The sequence below is a fragment of the Bacillus sp. GW823-FHT06A11 genome (assembly GCF_058795355.1).
In genome coordinates this window covers 1-16,576 of sequence record NZ_JBXAHS010000007.1, presented here as the reverse complement: position 1 = coordinate 16,576, position 16,576 = coordinate 1, and the positions used below count along the sequence as shown (strand labels likewise).

15 protein-coding genes, 1 rRNA gene, 1 pseudogene and 1 riboswitch are annotated in these 16,576 nt (G+C 37.7%); of the genes and pseudogenes, 3 read left to right on the top strand and 14 right to left on the bottom strand.

The window, feature by feature from the left end; genetic code table 11:
- The first annotated feature begins 6 nt into the window (after positions 1–6).
- Positions 7–171, top strand: a complete 165-nt coding sequence (locus AC1Q8L_RS24935) for a type II toxin-antitoxin system antitoxin (RefSeq protein ID WP_001085171.1) — start codon at positions 7–9, stop codon at positions 169–171.
- A 20-nt stretch (positions 172–191) separates the two neighbouring features.
- On the opposite strand, the gene AC1Q8L_RS24930 is transcribed toward AC1Q8L_RS24935, so the two are convergent.
- Positions 192–1,061, bottom strand: coding sequence for a LysR family transcriptional regulator (locus tag AC1Q8L_RS24930; protein ID WP_001053120.1), 870 nt, complete (start codon positions 1,059–1,061; stop codon positions 192–194).
- Between the two features lie 122 nt (positions 1,062–1,183).
- Between AC1Q8L_RS24930 and AC1Q8L_RS24925 the strand changes: the two genes are divergently transcribed.
- On the top strand, positions 1,184–2,362 hold the full coding sequence (locus tag AC1Q8L_RS24925) for a YbfB/YjiJ family MFS transporter (protein ID WP_000665321.1): 1,179 nt from the start codon (positions 1,184–1,186) through the stop codon (positions 2,360–2,362).
- Positions 2,363–2,440: 78 nt separating this feature from the next.
- Here AC1Q8L_RS24925 and purD read toward each other — a convergent pair whose 3' ends face one another.
- From purD to purE, 12 genes are all read right to left on the bottom strand, one after another.
- Positions 2,441–3,712 carry a phosphoribosylamine--glycine ligase gene (purD, locus tag AC1Q8L_RS24920; RefSeq protein ID WP_001101737.1) on the bottom strand — a complete coding sequence of 424 codons (1,272 nt, stop codon included), beginning with the start codon at positions 3,710–3,712 and terminating at the stop codon, positions 2,441–2,443.
- A gap of 265 nt (positions 3,713–3,977) precedes the next feature.
- Positions 3,978–5,513 carry a bifunctional phosphoribosylaminoimidazolecarboxamide formyltransferase/IMP cyclohydrolase gene (gene purH, locus AC1Q8L_RS24915; RefSeq protein ID WP_000745406.1) on the bottom strand — a complete coding sequence of 512 codons (1,536 nt, stop codon included), beginning with the start codon at positions 5,511–5,513 and terminating at the stop codon, positions 3,978–3,980.
- Between the two features lie 24 nt (positions 5,514–5,537).
- Positions 5,538–6,125: a phosphoribosylglycinamide formyltransferase gene (gene purN, locus AC1Q8L_RS24910; protein WP_000088577.1), complete on the bottom strand. Its 588-nt coding sequence runs from the start codon at positions 6,123–6,125 to the stop codon at positions 5,538–5,540.
- Positions 6,122–7,162 (bottom strand): phosphoribosylformylglycinamidine cyclo-ligase, encoded by a 1,041-nt coding sequence (purM, locus tag AC1Q8L_RS24905; protein WP_001262442.1) that lies wholly within the window; start codon positions 7,160–7,162, stop codon positions 6,122–6,124. Before purM ends, purN begins: the two co-directional genes overlap by 4 nt.
- A 105-nt stretch (positions 7,163–7,267) precedes the next feature.
- Positions 7,268–8,683, bottom strand: coding sequence for an amidophosphoribosyltransferase (purF, locus tag AC1Q8L_RS24900; protein WP_000879026.1), 1,416 nt, complete (start codon positions 8,681–8,683; stop codon positions 7,268–7,270).
- Positions 8,668–10,887: a phosphoribosylformylglycinamidine synthase II gene (purL, locus tag AC1Q8L_RS24895; RefSeq protein WP_000055560.1), complete on the bottom strand. Its 2,220-nt coding sequence runs from the start codon at positions 10,885–10,887 to the stop codon at positions 8,668–8,670. Before purL ends, purF begins: the two co-directional genes overlap by 16 nt.
- Positions 10,871–11,554 carry a phosphoribosylformylglycinamidine synthase subunit PurQ gene (purQ, locus tag AC1Q8L_RS24890; protein WP_000666784.1) on the bottom strand — a complete coding sequence of 228 codons (684 nt, stop codon included), beginning with the start codon at positions 11,552–11,554 and terminating at the stop codon, positions 10,871–10,873. Before purQ ends, purL begins: the two co-directional genes overlap by 17 nt.
- Positions 11,551–11,805, bottom strand: a complete 255-nt coding sequence (purS, locus tag AC1Q8L_RS24885; protein ID WP_000278823.1) for a phosphoribosylformylglycinamidine synthase subunit PurS — start codon at positions 11,803–11,805, stop codon at positions 11,551–11,553. Before purS ends, purQ begins: the two co-directional genes overlap by 4 nt.
- On the bottom strand, positions 11,798–12,517 hold the full coding sequence (gene purC / locus AC1Q8L_RS24880; RefSeq protein WP_001170549.1) for a phosphoribosylaminoimidazolesuccinocarboxamide synthase: 720 nt from the start codon (positions 12,515–12,517) through the stop codon (positions 11,798–11,800). Before purC ends, purS begins: the two co-directional genes overlap by 8 nt.
- 88 nt (positions 12,518–12,605) lie before the next feature.
- Positions 12,606–13,913 (bottom strand): adenylosuccinate lyase, encoded by a 1,308-nt coding sequence (gene purB / locus AC1Q8L_RS24875; RefSeq protein ID WP_000625682.1) that lies wholly within the window; start codon positions 13,911–13,913, stop codon positions 12,606–12,608.
- Positions 13,910–15,061, bottom strand: coding sequence for a 5-(carboxyamino)imidazole ribonucleotide synthase (purK, locus tag AC1Q8L_RS24870; RefSeq protein WP_000196767.1), 1,152 nt, complete (start codon positions 15,059–15,061; stop codon positions 13,910–13,912). Before purK ends, purB begins: the two co-directional genes overlap by 4 nt.
- Positions 15,058–15,543 (bottom strand): 5-(carboxyamino)imidazole ribonucleotide mutase, encoded by a 486-nt coding sequence (gene purE / locus AC1Q8L_RS24865; protein ID WP_000839370.1) that lies wholly within the window; start codon positions 15,541–15,543, stop codon positions 15,058–15,060. Before purE ends, purK begins: the two co-directional genes overlap by 4 nt.
- 110 nt (positions 15,544–15,653) lie before the next feature.
- Positions 15,654–15,755: riboswitch (purine riboswitch) on the bottom strand.
- Between the two features lie 279 nt (positions 15,756–16,034).
- Between purE and AC1Q8L_RS24860 the strand changes: the two are divergent.
- Positions 16,035–16,300, top strand: a pseudogene (locus AC1Q8L_RS24860) (hypothetical protein).
- Between the two features lie 43 nt (positions 16,301–16,343).
- Here AC1Q8L_RS24860 and rrf read toward each other — a convergent pair.
- Positions 16,344–16,459: ribosomal RNA gene (gene rrf, locus AC1Q8L_RS24855) — 5S ribosomal RNA — on the bottom strand.
- Positions 16,460–16,576: the final 117 nt, after the last annotated feature.

Genomic DNA, 16,576 nt, shown 5'->3' with positions numbered 1-16,576 from the left:
GTAATTATGGCTAAAAAGAAAAGCTTTCCATTACGTATTGATCCTGAATTACACGCAGTCATCGAAAAATGGGCAAATGATGAGTTTCGTAGCGTCAATGCACACATCGAGTATTTACTTCGAGAAATGGCAAAGCAAAAAGGAAAATTGAAGAAAGATAAAGATGCATGAACAAACAGCCCACTGAATTTTCAGCGGGCTGTTTTTATACAAAGCAAGTCATCAATAAACTTGCTTAACGCTGCTGTTCTCACACTATCTTTCCGATAAATAAAATAAGTCGGAATAAACCTGTTTTCATGTACTAACGGTGTATGAATAAGTTCTTTATGGCTATCAAATTGCTCTGCTACTTCACGTGGTAACATAGACACCCCAAGTCCAGCTTTTACGCATCCAATAATACCGTCTAAAGAATTTAATTCCATTATTTTTTTTGGAACAATCCCTTCAGATAGTAACCATTCTTCTAAAACTTTTCTATAAAAACAACCTGATTGAAAAACGATAAAAGACTGCGATTCCGAATATCCGTTATCCCACAAAACATTCCGCTTTGAAAGTAACATCATTTCCTCTTGGAATACTTCTATCTTTTCTAAAGCTGGATCAGCTATACAATCAGCTACAAATGCCCCCTCTATTTCATATAAGAGTACCTTCTTCGTTAATTCTTCCGTATTGTGCGTTTGCAACATAATTTCCACTTCTGGATAGCGCATATGATAATTAGCTAAAATCGTGGGCATTCTAACAGCTGCTGCTGTTTCCATCGCTCCAATTTTCAATACTCCTCCAGGCTCCGCTGTATGTTTCACTTGCCTTTTTGATTCATTTAATAATTGAATCATTTTTTCAGCGTATGTTAACAACTTTTCTCCGGCTGGTGTTAATGTAACTCCATCTCGATGCCTATAAAATAATTGTGTTTCATATTCAGCTTCTAGCCGTTTTATTTTTGCTGTTATGTTTGATTGAACAAAATTCAACCGAATAGCTGCTCTTGAAATACTTTTCTCCTGCGCGACCATATAAAAAGCTACAAAATCTTGTAAGTTCATTCGTTCATATCCCTTCGTTCATATCATTAATTTTGATATTACATATAAAAAATCAGTATTTTACGCCCCATATATATTCCTCTATCATATATATTAGAAGATATTTCAAGAAGGGAGATTATATGAAAGAAACAAAAACATGGAAAATGATTATAGCTGGGATATGTTCTTTAATAGCTGTCATGGGTATTAGTCGGTTCGCCTACACACCGATTATTTCTTTTATGGAAAAGCAAGCCCATATAGAAGATGACCTCGCTGGATATTTAGCGTCCAGTAATTATCTTGGTTATTTACTTGGGGCATTCTTTATTGGATTCATTACGATAAAAAATCGTGAAAAAATATTACACCACTGTTTATTCTTCAATGTTCTTTCAACTCTTTGTATGGGCTTAACCTCTTATATCTTTTTATGGTTTCCCCTTCGCTTTATCGGTGGTTTCACAAGTGCAATTGTATTTGTTCTTGCCTCTAGTATTGTTTTAGATTATTTATTTCAAAGTAATAAAGTCATGCTAGGTGGCATGATTTATAGCGGTGTTGGAATTGGCATTATTTTCTCTGGAAGTTTCGCACCTTTATTCAACTCAATTTGGAATTGGCAAGGTGCATGGATTGGGTTAGGAATTATTAGTTTTAGTTTAGCTATCCTTGTATGGAAATGGTTAAGAGAGGACAGTAGACATACTATACAGCAACCAAAAAGTACTATACAAGCTACATCTCATAGAAAAAGCTATTTATTTTGGCTTATTTTAGCTTACGGATTCGAAGGATTTGGCTATATCATTACAGGGACCTTCCTTGTCACCATTGTAGAAAGAATTACACTATCACCCTTCTATGCATCTTGTAGCTGGATTATTGTCGGTATTGCTGTCATCCCATCTAGTTACCTTTGGTCCACTGTTGCTCGGAAGTACGGACCAACACGAGCTCTTACATCCGCCTATATGTTACAAATTATAAGTGTACTTTCTCCACTCCTTATTCCAAACCTTTTTGGGGCATTTCTAAGTGCATTCCTTCTAGGTGCTACATTCGTCGGAATTACAATTTTAACAACTACAGAAGCAAAACGAATAAGACCGAATGAAAGTAATAAAATCATTGGTTATACGACAGGTGTTTATGGGATTGGCCAAATTATCGGTCCAATCTTTACAGGTATTATTGCGGAGCAAATGCAAAGTTTTTCCCTCCCACTCCTTGTCGCTGCTCTTACGTTAATCATCTCAATACTACTATTATTAATTGGAGAAATAAGATGTAAGCAGGTAGAGAAAAAGTGTATATAGATACAAATAGTTTATAATCTCTTGAAAAGATTCAACGTACTATACTCTATTTCCTATAAAAAAAGAAGCTAACATATGTTAGCTTCGCGTAATCTCATGCCCAATCGCACGATATCCTATATCACTACGATAAAATAAGCCATCGCTCTCAATCTTTGCGATTTCTTTATACACTCTATCTTTCGCTTCTTGTAAGTCTTTCGCTTTATAAGCAATAAATAGTACACGGCCACCATTTGTTACAAAATCCCCATGCTTCATCGCTGTACCTGAATGAAAGACAATAGCATCTTCTAAACGATCTAATCCTGTAATAATTTCACCTTTTTTATACGCTTCTGGATATCCTTTTGAAGCGAGTACAACACCAATTACTGCTTCCTCTGACCACTCTAACACTAACTCACTTTCATCTAATACAGCGTTACATACATCAACTAAATCATTTTCTAAGCGAGGTAATACAACTTCTGTTTCAGGATCACCAAAGCGTGCATTAAATTCAATTACCTTTGGACCATCATTTGTTAAAATAAGCCCTGCATATAAAATCCCTGTAAACGATCGATTTTCTTGGAGCATTGCTTGAGCAGTTGGATGTAATACGGTTTGAATCGCTTCTTGGACTGCTGATTCTGGAATTTGTGGTACTGGAGAATATGCACCCATTCCGCCTGTATTTGGGCCTTTATCAGCATCAAAAGCTCGTTTATGGTCCTGAGCGATTACCATCGGATGTACAGTTGTTCCATTTACAAATGCCATTAATGAAAATTCTTGTCCATCTAAAAACTCTTCAATAACAACCTTCTTACTTGCCGCGCCGAACTTCACATCTTGTAGCATTTCTTTCACAGCCTGTAATGCCTCTTCAAGCGTCATTGCTACCGTTACCCCTTTACCAGCAGCTAATCCGTCAGCTTTAATAACGATTGGTGCACCAACTTTTTGAATGTACTGTACTGCTTCTTCATAATCGGTAAAAGTTTCGTACGCCGCAGTTGGAATATCATACTTTTTCATAAGCTCTTTTGTAAAAGCTTTACTACCTTCAATAACAGCAGCCGCTTTATTCGGACCAAATACGCGAAGTCCCTCTTCTTTAAAACGATCAACAATTCCATTCATAAGTGGAATTTCTGGTCCAACGAAAGTTAACTCAATATTATTCTCTTTGGCAAATAAAACTAATGCATCAAAATCATTTTCATCAATATCAACTGGTATTGCAACATCTCGCATACCTTCATTACCTGGTGCTACATATACCTTTTTCACTTTTGCAGATTGTGCAAACTTCCAAGCTAAAGCATGCTCACGCCCACCGCGGCCAATTAGTAAAACATTCATATTTCATCCCCCAATAATTAAATAAGTACAAACTAGAAGCTATGCTCCTAGTTTGCTTTTTCATATCAATAAAAGGTTATCTTAACCGGACTTTTTAAACATCCATCTCAATAAAGGTTTAAAAAGGAGGATCAAGAGCACCGAGCAGGTCTAGGCGCATTTGCCAGGAGGACACGGAGTGTAGCTTTCCTACATGAGTACCGCACTGGCGATGCAACGACGACATGCGAAGGTTATCTTGACCGGACTTTTTAAACATCCTCTATTAGTGTTTGAAATGACGTACGCCAGTGAACACCATAGCAATCCCATACGTATCTGCCACTTTAATAGAATCTTCATCACGGATTGATCCGCCTGGTTGAATGATTGCTGTAATTCCCGCTTTTGCTGCTTCTTCTAATGTATCTGGCATTGGGAAGAAAGCATCAGATGCAAGCGCGCTACCTTGTGCTTTTTCACCAGCTTGTGTAATCGCGATTTTTGCAGAACCTACACGGTTCATCTGTCCCGCACCGACACCAATTGTCATGTCATCTTTCGCTAAAACAATTGCATTTGATTTCACATGTTTTACAACTTTCCAAGCTAGTTTTAAATCTTTCCATTCTTGCTCTGAAGGTTCACGTTTCGTTGGAATTGAAATTGTACTTTCATCTAATGATAACGTATCTTCCTCTTGAACGAGAAGTCCACCTTGTACAGAAGTTAGTTTTTTGCTTGCACTTGTCGCTTTTTCAATATTTATAGTTAATAAACGTAAGTTCTTCTTACTTTGCAACACTTCTAAAGCTTCTTGCGAGAACGAAGGTGCGATAACAATTTCTAAGAAAATTTCATGTAACTTTTCTGCTGTAGCTTTATCAATTTCACGATTTGCTGCAATAATACCGCCGAAGATTGATACTGGATCTGCTTCATAAGCACGAGTATATGCTTCGTGAATATTAGTTCCTACTCCAACACCACATGGATTCATATGTTTTACTGCTACTACTGCTGGTTCTGTAAATTCTTTTACGATGCTAAGCGCTGCGTCTGCATCATTAATATTGTTATACGATAATTCTTTACCGTGTAATTGTTCTGCGTATGCAACAGAAGAAGTTGCTGCGAATGGCGCTTTATAGAAAGTTGCTTTTTGATGTGGGTTCTCGCCATAACGTAAGTCTTGCTTTTTCTCAAATGTCACAGTTAATGTTTCTGGACTTTCTTCACCCATTTGCTCTGTTAAGTAGTTAGAAATTAACGCATCATACGCTGCTGTATGACGGAATACTTTCGCTGCTAGTTTACGTTTCGTTTCCTCTGCTACTTCACCGTTCTCTTTCAGTTCTGCTAACACAATATCATAATCTACTGGATCTACAATTACAGATACGAATTTATGATTTTTCGCAGCAGAGCGAATCATTGTCGGGCCACCGATATCAATATTTTCAATTGCATCAGCAAATGTTACATCAGGCTTAGCGATTGTTTCTTTAAATGGGTATAAGTTAACAACAACAAAATCAATTGCTTGAATACCTAATTCATTCATTTGCGCTACATGTGTTTCATTATCACGAACTGCTAATAGACCACCATGAATATTTGGATGTAAAGTTTTCACACGACCATCCATAATTTCAGGGAAACCAGTTACTTCAGAAATACCAATTACTTGTAAGCCGTTTTCTTCTAGTAACTTTTTCGTACCACCTGTTGAAATAACTTCAATCCCTTGCTCTAGTAACCCTTTAACAAATTCTACTACTCCTGTTTTATCTGAAACACTTACTAATGCACGCTTTTTCATTTATCCTTCACCCCTGGTTGTATGTTAGTTAACAGTTGCTTCTTTCACAGACTGAACAATTTGATTCACTGTATTTACGTATAATTTATGTTCAACTTGCTGAATTTTCTTTTGTAAGCTTTCTCTCGTATCCCCTTCAGAAACAACCACTGCTTCTTGCGCAATAATTGGCCCTGTATCCATACCTGCATCTACATAATGAATTGTTACTCCAGTTACTTTCACACCTGCTTCTAACGCTTGACCGACAGCATCTTTACCCGGAAAGCTCGGTAGTAATGATGGATGAATATTAATAATCTTTCCGCCGTATGCTTCTAGTAACGTCGGCCCGATTAAACGCATATATCCAGCTAAAATAATATAATCAATTTCATATTCTTCTAGCTTCTTTAATATCTCTTTTTCAAACGCTTCTTTGGACTCATATGCTTTCGCTGAAAAAGCGAAACACGGAATATGATGATAATGCGCTCGCCCAACAGCACGTGCTTCTGGTTTATCACATACTAATAAACTAATTTCTGCATCCAATCTTTTTTCTTCTACCGCATTAACGAGAGATTGAAAGTTAGATCCACTTCCAGAAGCAAAAACTGCTAATCTACTCATAGTGCTTTGCCCCCATTAAAAGTAACGCCAGCTCCTTGTACAGTACGTCCAATAATACGAGCCGTTTCTCCTTGCTCTTCAAGAAGACGGACAACATCTTTTGCATCTTCTTCCTTCACTGCTACTACCATACCAATACCCATGTTAAAAATATTGAACATTTCTTTCTCTTCCAGTTTCCCAACTTCTTGAAGTAAATGGAAGATCGGCTGAATTTTCCAAGATCCTAGTTCAATCTCAGCACCAATTCCTTCTGGCAACATACGTGGGATATTTTCAATAAATCCGCCCCCTGTAATATGCGCCATACCGTATACTTCATGCTTCTTCAATAGTTCTAAAATAGGTTTGACATAAATTTTCGTTGGTTTTAATAATTCTTCACCAAGAGGTAGTTCTAAGCGTCCATAAATACGCTCTAAAGATAGTTCTCCATCTTCTAGTAACACTTTTCGTACTAAAGAGTAACCATTGCTATGAATACCGCTAGATGCTAAGCCAATTAGCACGTGACCAGCTTCAATCTTTTCACCTGTTACAATTTTCTTTTTATCAACAATCCCAACTGTAAAACCAGCTAAATCATATTCTTCCGTAGAATACATTCCTGGCATTTCAGCTGTTTCTCCACCGATTAATGCACAACCAGCTTGGCGACAGCCCTCTGATATACCTTTGACGATGTTTTCAATTTTACTAGGTTCAGCTTTACCACAAGCAATATAATCAAGGAAGAAAAGCGGCTCTGCTCCTTGGACAACAATATCATTTACACACATTGCTACTGCATCAATACCAATTGTGTCATGTTTATCTGCCATAAAAGCGAGCATCAATTTTGTTCCCACGCCATCTGTTCCAGATACTAATACAGGTTCTTCTAATGCAAATTTTGATAGATCAAACATACCTCCAAAACCGCCTAAACCGCCTAGTACTTCTTTTCTCATAGTTGTTTGTACGTGTTTTTTCATGCGAGATACCGCTTCATATCCAGCTTCAATATCTACTCCTGCTTGCTTATATGCATTCGCCATCGTTATTTACACCTCGTCTTTTAATTTCTCCCCATCCAGGGCGGGCCGTTTTAAGAAAAAAGCTAGCTTCTACAGCAAAAGAAGTAGAAGCTTTTTTCACTTTTCTTATTTCATACTTTCTAAAAGCTCTTGCTCATAATCATAAAGAGCTGTTGGATAGTCCCCATTAAAGTAAGCCATGCATAGGCCGCCATATTTCCCTTCATATGGACGTCCAATTGCATCTACTAATCCATCTTCGCTTAAAAATGTTAAAGAATCTGCTCCGATCATTTCGCGGATTTCTTCTACTGTATTATTTGCTGCAATTAATTCTTTTCTCGTTTGAATATCAATGCCATAGAAACATGGATATTTCAGAGGTGGTGAAGCAATTCTTACATGAACTTCTGTCGCTCCAGCCTCACGAAGCATACGAACAATTCGTTTACTTGTCGTTCCTCTTACGATAGAGTCATCAATCATAACAACTCGTTTCCCCTCAACCACACCTCTTACTGCGGAAAGCTTCATCTTAACCCCTTGCTCACGCAGTTCTTGAGAAGGCTGGATAAAAGTACGTCCAACGTAACGATTTTTAATTAATCCTAATTCATACGGAATGCCTGTTGCCTCCGCATAGCCAATCGCAGCTGAAATACTAGAGTCTGGTACACCAGTAACAACATCCGCTTCAATAGGAGCTTCCGCTGCTAAACGTTTTCCCATATTTTTACGCGCTGCATGAACGTTAACACCAGCAATATTAGAATCTGGTCGTGCAAAGTAAATATATTCCATACTACAAATCGCATGTTCTACATCGTTTGTGAAACGATCTACGTGAATTCCTTCATCATTAATGATAAGTAATTCACCAGGTTCTACATCGCGAATGTATGTTGCACCTACTACATCAAAAGCACATGTTTCAGATGCTACAACGTAAGCATCCCCCATCTTTCCAATTGAAAGCGGACGGAATCCATTTGGATCTAACGCAACGATCATTTCATTTCCAGTTAGTAAAAGATACGCAAACGCACCTTTCACTTTATTTAGAGCCTCTTTTACACTTTCAATTAAAGAGTCTTTCGTACTACGTTTAATAAGATGTAAAAGTACTTCTGTATCTGAACTAGTTTGAAAAATACTTCCCTCTGCTTCTAATTCACGACGAAGCATTTTTGCGTTAATTAAATTTCCGTTATGAGCTAACGCCATACTATGATCGGAAAAACGGAACAACAATGGTTGAACGTTAGCAACTTCACTTCCACCAGCTGTTGCATATCGTACATGTCCGATTGCTGATTTTCCATTTAATCCTTCTAACTCACCTCTTGAAAACACTTCTGATATTAAACCTAACCCCTTGTGACCGACGATTTTTTCCCCATTATTTACGACAATGCCTGCGCCTTCTTGCCCACGGTGCTGTAAACTGTGCAATCCGTAGTATGAAACTTGTGCTGCATTTTCATGCCCCCAAATTCCGAAAACGCCACATTCTTCGTTTAACCCCTTTATTTCAGCAAGCATGGGATTGCCCCTTTCCAAGCCTTTCTCATTTCATCTACATTTGCTGTAAGTAATACTTCATTTTCTTCATTATGAATTGTTACTTCATTTGTACTTGTTACTTCTCCAACTTGGATTGCTTCTACCGCTTTCTCAAACGCCTCTTTATTTTCACGTTTTACAGTTATCACGAAGCGAGACTGTGATTCAGCGAATAATGCTGCTGTTGCTTCTCCATCTAATTTCACAGTAGCACCTAAGCCGTTAGCACCAATTGCACTTTCTGAAATTGCAACTGCTAAACCACCCTCAGCAACATCATGTGCAGATTGAACAAGACCAGCTTGAATTGCTTCTAATACTTGTTTTTGGCGTTTTAATTCTACATCTAGATCGATACTTGGTGATTGACCGAAAATTTTTCCGTGAATCATTTTCTGTAATTCACTTCCGCCAAACTCAGCTTTCGTCTCACCGATTATATAAACTAAATCACCAGCTTGCTTAAACTCTTGTGTTGTTACATGTTTTAAGTCATGTACAAGTCCGACCATCCCAACAGTTGGTGTTGGATATACAGCTTCGCCACTACGTTCGTTATACATCGATACGTTTCCGCCGATAACTGGTGTTTGTAATGTACGACAAGCTTCACTCATACCGTCTACTGATTTCTCAATTTGCCAGAAGATTTCTGGTTTTTCTGGGTTACCGAAGTTTAAGCAATCTGTAATTGCAAGTGGCTCACCGCCAGAGCATACGATATTACGCGCTGCCTCTGCTACTGCAATTTTACCGCCCATTTCTGGATCTAGATAAATGTAGCGAGAATTACAATCTGTCGTCATTGCTAATCCTTTTTCTGTACCGCGTACACGTACAACTGCTGCATCTGAACCTGGTGTAACCACTGTGCTTGTACGAACTTGGTAATCGTATTGATCGTATACCCACTCTTTACTTGCAATTGTTGGTTGCTGTAATAGAGCGAATAACGCTTCTTTATAATTTTCTACTTTTGGCGTTTCCATTTTCATTGCTTGGAATTCAGCAAAGTATGCTGCTTCTTTTGATGGTTTATGATAAATTGGTGCTTCTTCTGCTAAAGCATCTGCTGGAACTTCAGCTACCTTTTCACCTTTATGGAATAAACGAAGCATTTTATCTTCCGTTACTTTCCCCATCGTAACCGCTGCGAGACCATACTTCTCAAATAAATCTACTATTTCTTGTTCTCTACCTTTTTTCACAACAATTAACATACGCTCTTGTGATTCAGACAGCATCATTTCATATGGTGTCATTCCTGTTTCACGTTGTGGTACATCATCTAAGTACATTTCAATACCCATTCCTGCTTTACTTGCCATTTCTGCAGATGATGATGTTAAACCAGCCGCACCCATATCTTGAATTCCAACAAGTGCATCAGATTGAATTAATTCTAAACACGCTTCAATAAGAAGTTTTTCCATAAATGGATCCCCTACTTGAACCGCTGGACGTTTCGCTTCTGAGCTTTCAGATAGTTCTTCCGACGCGAATGTTGCACCGTGAATACCGTCACGACCAGTTGATGCTCCTACGTACATTACTGTGTTACCAGCACCGTGCGCTTGCCCTTTTTTAATGTCTTCGTGGTTAATCAAACCTACGCACATTGCATTTACAAGTGGATTTCCTTCGTAACATGGATCAAATTGTACTTCGCCGCCAACAGTCGGAATACCGATGCAGTTACCGTATCCTGCAATTCCTGCTACTACTTCTTCGAATAAATATTTCACACGTGGTGACTGTAATTCACCGAAACGAAGTGAGTTTAATAGAGCTACCGGACGTGCTCCCATAGAGAATACGTCACGAATAATACCACCAACACCTGTTGCTGCTCCTTGATATGGTTCAATAGCTGAAGGATGGTTATGACTTTCCATTTTAAATACAACTGCTTGATTATCACCGATATCTACAATTCCAGCGCCTTCTCCAGGTCCTTGCAGAACGCGCTCACCTGTCGTTGGAAACTTACGAAGAACTGGTTTTGAATTTTTATAACTACAATGTTCAGACCACATTACAGAGAACAATCCTGTTTCTGTATAATTTGGCAGACGACCTAAAATCTTTTCAACCATGGCAAACTCTTCGTCTGTTAGCCCCATTTCCGCATATATACGCTCTTCTTTAATTTGTGTTGGATTTGGTTCAAGCATTAACGACATATGTTTCCCTCCACTGTTTTAAGATAGATTGAAAGACTTTTAACCCTTCAGCACCGCCAAGTAATTCATCTACAGCACGCTCTGGATGTGGCATCATACCAAGTACATTTCCTTTTTCGTTTACAATACCAGCAATATCTGAAACGCTACCGTTAGGATTTTCTACGTAACGGAATGCGATTTGATTATTCTCTTCTAATTGTTTAAGAGTCTCTTCGTCACAATAGTAATTCCCCTCACCATGAGCGATTGGAATATTGATTACTTCATTTTTTTCATATTGTGATGTAAACATCGTTTCATTATTTTCAACACGCAACTGAACAGTACGACACATAAATTTTAAGTTTTCGTTTCTCATTAATGCTCCTGGTAGTAATCCTGATTCAACAAGAATCTGGAATCCATTACATACACCTAAAATCGGCTTTCCTTGCTCAGCAGCTTTTTGTACTGCTTTCATTGCATTAGCAAAGCGAGAAATAGCACCGCAGCGTAAGTAGTCACCGTAAGAGAATCCACCTGGTAGTAAAATTGCATCATATTCATCTAAATTCTCTGTATCGTGCCAAACGTAATCTACTTCTTCGCCAAGCTCATCTTTAATTGCATGGAACATATCGACATCACAGTTCGAACCTGGAAATACTATTACGGCAAATTTCACTGTGCGACAACCTCCTCAACTTCATAACGGAAGTCTTCCATTACAACGTTCGCTAATAGTTTTTCACACATTTCTTTTACCTTGCTATCTAAGTCAGATACAGATTTATCAATTGTTAGTTCCATGTACTTTCCGATTCGAACGTCTTGTACTTCTGTGAATGAAAGACTATGAAGAGCTCCTTTTACCGCTGTTCCTTGTGGATCTAATACGCTTTCTCTTAATGTTACATATACCTTAACTTTATACATGTGAAATTCCCCCTAAACGTTTTAAAATCTCTTCATAAGCATCTGTTAAATTTCCAAGATCGCGACGGAATACGTCTTTATCAAACTTCTCATTGCTCGTTTCATCCCATAAACGGCAAGTATCTGGTGAAATTTCATCCGCTAATATGATTTCTCCCTCTTCCGTTACACCAAACTCTAATTTGAAATCTACTAATCTTACACGACAGCTTGCGAAATGATCAATCAACACTTGATTGATTTGTAGAGCCATATCTCGTAATACGCTTACTTGCTCTGGCGATGCAACGTTTAATACACGAATATGATCTTCCGTTACAAGCGGATCTCCTAAATTATCATCTTTGAAGTAAAATTCTACGATTGGTTCTGCAAGTACAGTTCCCTCTTCCATTCCTAATCGTTTTGAAAGACTTCCTGCAATTACATTTCTTGTGACAACTTCTAAAGGAATAATACTCACTTTTTTAACAAGTTGTTCTGTTTCAGATAACTTCTCAACAAAATGTGTTTTAATTCCTACTTCTTGTAACTTTCTGAACAATAAAGTTGTAATTTCATTGTTCAAACGACCTTTTCCTGTAATCGTCTCTTTTTTCTCCCCATTGAAAGCAGTCGCACTATCTTTGTACTCTACCCAAACCATATCTGCTGATTCTGTACGATAAATTCTTTTTGCCTTACCTTCATACAGCAATTCTAGCTTTTGCATTTCGCAAGCCCCCTGTAGTTTGAAAAATGTGAATAATATTTTTATAAAGAATGGCACAGAATGACTCTATTCTGTGCCATATGAAATTTTACGCTTCGTTTAATCCAAGGCGTTCAAAGATTGTATCAACGTGTTGCATATGATGCTCATAGTTGAAGCATTCATTAATTTCTTCTTGTGTTAACTTGCTTGTAATGCGCTCATCAGCTTCTACAAGCTCTTTAAATTGTACTTGTGTTTCCCAAGCTTCCATCGCTTTAGGCTGTACGATATCATAAGCTTCTTCACGTACCATACCTTTGTCGATTAGTGTAAGCATTACGCGCTGAGAATAAATTAAGCCGTATGTTCTTGTCATATTGCGTTTCATATTCTCTGGGTATACAGTTAAGTTTTTAACGATATTACCAAAGCGATTTAACATGTAATTTAATGCGATTGTAGCATCTGGTAAAATTACGCGTTCTGCTGAAGAGTGAGAAATGTCACGCTCATGCCACAATGGAACATTCTCATAAGCTGTCATCATATAACCGCGGATAACACGAGCTAAACCAGTCATATTTTCAGATCCAATTGGATTACGCTTATGTGGCATTGCAGAAGAACCTTTTTGGCCTTTTGCGAAAGCTTCTTCAACTTCACGTGTTTCACTCTTTTGTAAGCCACGAATCTCAACTGCCATCTTTTCGATAGATGTTGCGATTAATGCAAGTGTTGACATGTAGTGTGCGTGACGATCACGTTGCAATGTTTGTGTTGAAATTGGTGCTGCTTCTAATCCTAGATTTTCACAAACATATTTTTCTACGAATGGATCGATATTTGCATATGTACCAACCGCACCAGATAGTTTACCAACACGAACTGTATCAGCAGCTTGTTTGAAACGCTCTACGTTACGTTTCATCTCTTCATACCAAAGACCAAGTTTTAAACCGAATGTTGTTGGTTCTGCATGAACACCGTGTGTTCTTCCCATCATGATTGTGTATTTATGCTCTTTCGCTTTGTTAGCTAAAATGCTTACAAAGTTCTCTAAGTCTTTTAATATAATTTCATTCGCTTGTTTTAAGATGTAAGATAATGCTGTATCTACTACATCTGTAGATGTTAAACCGTAATGAACCCATTTACGTTCTTCACCTAGTGCTGGCGTTTCTGATACAGCACGAGTGAATGCAACTACATCATGACGTGTTTCTTTTTCAATTTCATAAATACGATCAATATCAAATGATGCATGTTCACGAATTTTTTTAACATCTTCTTTTGGAATATCGCCAAGCTCAGCCCATGCTTCACAAGCTAAAATCTCAACTTCTAACCACGCTTTAAATTTGTTCTCTTCCGTCCAAATCGCACCCATTTCAGGGCGTGTATAACGACTAATCATCTTTTTCCCTCCAACAGTTGTTCTTGATGGTCCCAAATATGCAAACTCTTCGCTTTTTCTAGAGCGACTTCAATATTATCATTTAAAATATTAACATGCCCCATTTTTCGCTGTGCTTTTGCTTCTTCTTTTCCATACAAGTGTAAATAGCACCCGGTTAATCTATTCACTTGTCTTAGGACCCCTTCTATATGTTCGCCTAAAATGTTTACCATGACAACTGGTTTTAACAAATTTGTTTCTCCTAGAGGTAAATTACAGATTGCTCGAATATGTTGACCAAATTGGCTCGTTTCACATGCATCCTGTGTATAGTGTCCTGAATTGTGAGGTCTTGGTGCTAATTCATTAATGTAAATCTCACCATTAGCTGTAGCAAACATCTCTACAGCTAGTGTTCCCACAAGTTTTAATTCATCCGCAAGTACCTTTGCATAAGCAATTGCTTTTTGAGAAAGCTCTTCTGTAATACGAGCTGGAACGATAGATTCATGCAAAATGTTATTTACATGAATATTTTCCGCTACCGGAAATACTTTCGTTTCACCACTTACACTACGAATCACAATAACGGATACTTCTTTTTCAAAAGGCACCCATTTCTCTAAAATACACTCTGCTTTATCCACAAGATCTCTTGCTGTCTCAACATCAGCCTCACTTCTTAAAACAACTTGCCCTTTCCCATCATATCCACCTGTCGTCGTTTTTAAGACGGAAGGGAATGATAACTCAGCAATTGCTTCTGTAAGCTGATCTTGATTTTGAACTAATCTATACGTTGCTACTGGTAACCCAGCCTTCTCAATTGCATTCTTTTCTGTAAAACGATTTTGCGTTTTATTTAACAACTGGCTACCTTGTGGCAAGTAAGCATGTTTTTCAAGCCATTGTAAACATCTATAATCAATATTCTCAAATTCATATGTGACAACATCACTTATCTCTGCTAAATGCTGAATTGCCTTTAAATCGTCATACGGTGCAACAATTTCAATATCAGCAACTTGTGCACATGGTGAATGCTTTGTAGGATCTAAAACAGCAATTTTATATCCCATCTCCTTGGCTGCCAATGCCATCATTCTTCCTAGCTGGCCGCCTCCAATAATGCCGATTGTTTTTCCAGGTAAAATGATTCTCGTCATACTAGCTCACTACCTTCACGCACATCTTTTTCAATCGCTTCTCGTCTCAATTCTAATGCATCACGTATATCATCATGGAATGATCCAAGTATTTGTGCAGCAAGTAATCCAGCATTCGTTGAACCGGCTTTACCAATTGCAACAGTTGCAACTGGAACACCTCCTGGCATTTGGACGATGGATAATAATGAATCTAAGCCGTTTAATGCTTTTGATTGAACTGGAACTCCAATTACAGGAAGATTTGTCTTCGCTGCAACCATTCCTGGTAAATGTGCTGCTCCACCAGCTCCAGCAATAATAACTTTCAATCCACGTTCACGAGCCGTCTCTGCATATTCAAACATATAATCCGGAGTCCGATGAGCGGATACAACTTTTTTCTCATACGGTATATTTAATTCATCTAAAATGTCACAAGCATATTTCATTGTTTCCCAGTCTGATGTACTTCCCATTATGACTCCAACTAGTGATTTCATATTAGAATCCCCCCGATTCAAATAAAAAAAGCCTGAAATAGAACAGTTTCTCTTTTACTATGAGAGAAAGCGCTCTACTCAGGCATACGTATCCCTTGTGAATAGAAAAATACCGAGTGACTTTCCCTCATAGTCTAACGAATAACGGTCGTTAGGTAGAGACTTGCAGGCCATATCCCCGCGATTATATGAGGTCTTATATTATTGTTTCTATGGCTATATTAACAATATTTCATAAACGATGTCAATAAATAATCGAATGTTTTTTTATTAGTAGTCAATAACGTTCGTGTTTTAGTTATATTCAAAAGAAGAATTGCAACTATATGCAAGAAGAAAAGGGAATTAGAATATATATTTCTAGAGATCTATTTACTTATAATCGTTTATATAGTACTTCAGTATGTTTTAAATCAAAATATGTACACTCTTGTATTCTACACATCAATAGAACTTTTATTATAACGATTTAATTTCTAAGGAGGATAAACGTGAAAGAAAGAACTACGCTATTATCCTATTTATTTTTTCTATCGCAGTAATTGTTGTAATTATTGAATACTTATTTATAGCATCTTATTATTTAAAATATATACTTATGATAGAAATAATGTGTCCTATTTTAAGTATTACTTTAGCGGCATTAGGAAAATCAGGAACACAAAAAATCATTGCTATTATTTTAAACAGTCTCTATTTCATTCTTTTTTCGTCTTTAGCGTTATTAAATTTATGGATTATAACATGCGGTAAATAAAAATAAATACAAAAAAACCTAAGTCGAAACGACTTAGGTTTTTGCTTGGCGACGTCCTACTCTCACAGGGACAAGGTCCCAACTACCATCGGCGCTAGAGAGCTTAACTTCCGTGTTCGGTATGGGAACGGGTGTGACCTCTCTGCCATCATCACCAAACTATGAAGGCATATTCCTTCAAAACTAGATAACATTGCTACATATTATATGGTTAAGTCCTCGATCTATTAGTATTCGTCAGCTCCACATGTCACCATGCTTCCACCTCGAACCTAT

What these genes read in the sequence shown, in the direction of transcription:
- purM (WP_001262442.1), bottom strand. Translation starts at nt 7,162, where the DNA reads ATGGCGAATGCATATAAGCAAGCAGGAGTAGATATTGAAGCTGGATAT.
- purS (WP_000278823.1), bottom strand. Translation starts at nt 11,805, where the DNA reads ATGTATAAAGTTAAGGTATATGTAACATTAAGAGAAAGCGTATTAGAT.
- purB (WP_000625682.1), bottom strand. Translation starts at nt 13,913, where the DNA reads ATGATTAGTCGTTATACACGCCCTGAAATGGGTGCGATTTGGACGGAA.
- AC1Q8L_RS24925 (WP_000665321.1), top strand. Translation starts at nt 1,184, where the DNA reads ATGAAAGAAACAAAAACATGGAAAATGATTATAGCTGGGATATGTTCT.
- purD (WP_001101737.1), bottom strand. Translation starts at nt 3,712, where the DNA reads ATGAATGTTTTACTAATTGGCCGCGGTGGGCGTGAGCATGCTTTAGCT.
- purN (WP_000088577.1), bottom strand. Translation starts at nt 6,125, where the DNA reads ATGAGTAGATTAGCAGTTTTTGCTTCTGGAAGTGGATCTAACTTTCAA.
- purK (WP_000196767.1), bottom strand. Translation starts at nt 15,061, where the DNA reads ATGACGAGAATCATTTTACCTGGAAAAACAATCGGCATTATTGGAGGC.
- AC1Q8L_RS24935 (WP_001085171.1), top strand. Translation starts at nt 7, where the DNA reads ATGGCTAAAAAGAAAAGCTTTCCATTACGTATTGATCCTGAATTACAC.
- purH (WP_000745406.1), bottom strand. Translation starts at nt 5,513, where the DNA reads ATGAAAAAGCGTGCATTAGTAAGTGTTTCAGATAAAACAGGAGTAGTA.
- purE (WP_000839370.1), bottom strand. Translation starts at nt 15,543, where the DNA reads ATGAAATCACTAGTTGGAGTCATAATGGGAAGTACATCAGACTGGGAA.
- purC (WP_001170549.1), bottom strand. Translation starts at nt 12,517, where the DNA reads ATGCAAAAGCTAGAATTGCTGTATGAAGGTAAGGCAAAAAGAATTTAT.
- purF (WP_000879026.1), bottom strand. Translation starts at nt 8,683, where the DNA reads ATGCTTGCTGAAATAAAGGGGTTAAACGAAGAATGTGGCGTTTTCGGA.
- purL (WP_000055560.1), bottom strand. Translation starts at nt 10,887, where the DNA reads ATGTCGTTAATGCTTGAACCAAATCCAACACAAATTAAAGAAGAGCGT.
- AC1Q8L_RS24930 (WP_001053120.1), bottom strand. Translation starts at nt 1,061, where the DNA reads ATGAACTTACAAGATTTTGTAGCTTTTTATATGGTCGCGCAGGAGAAA.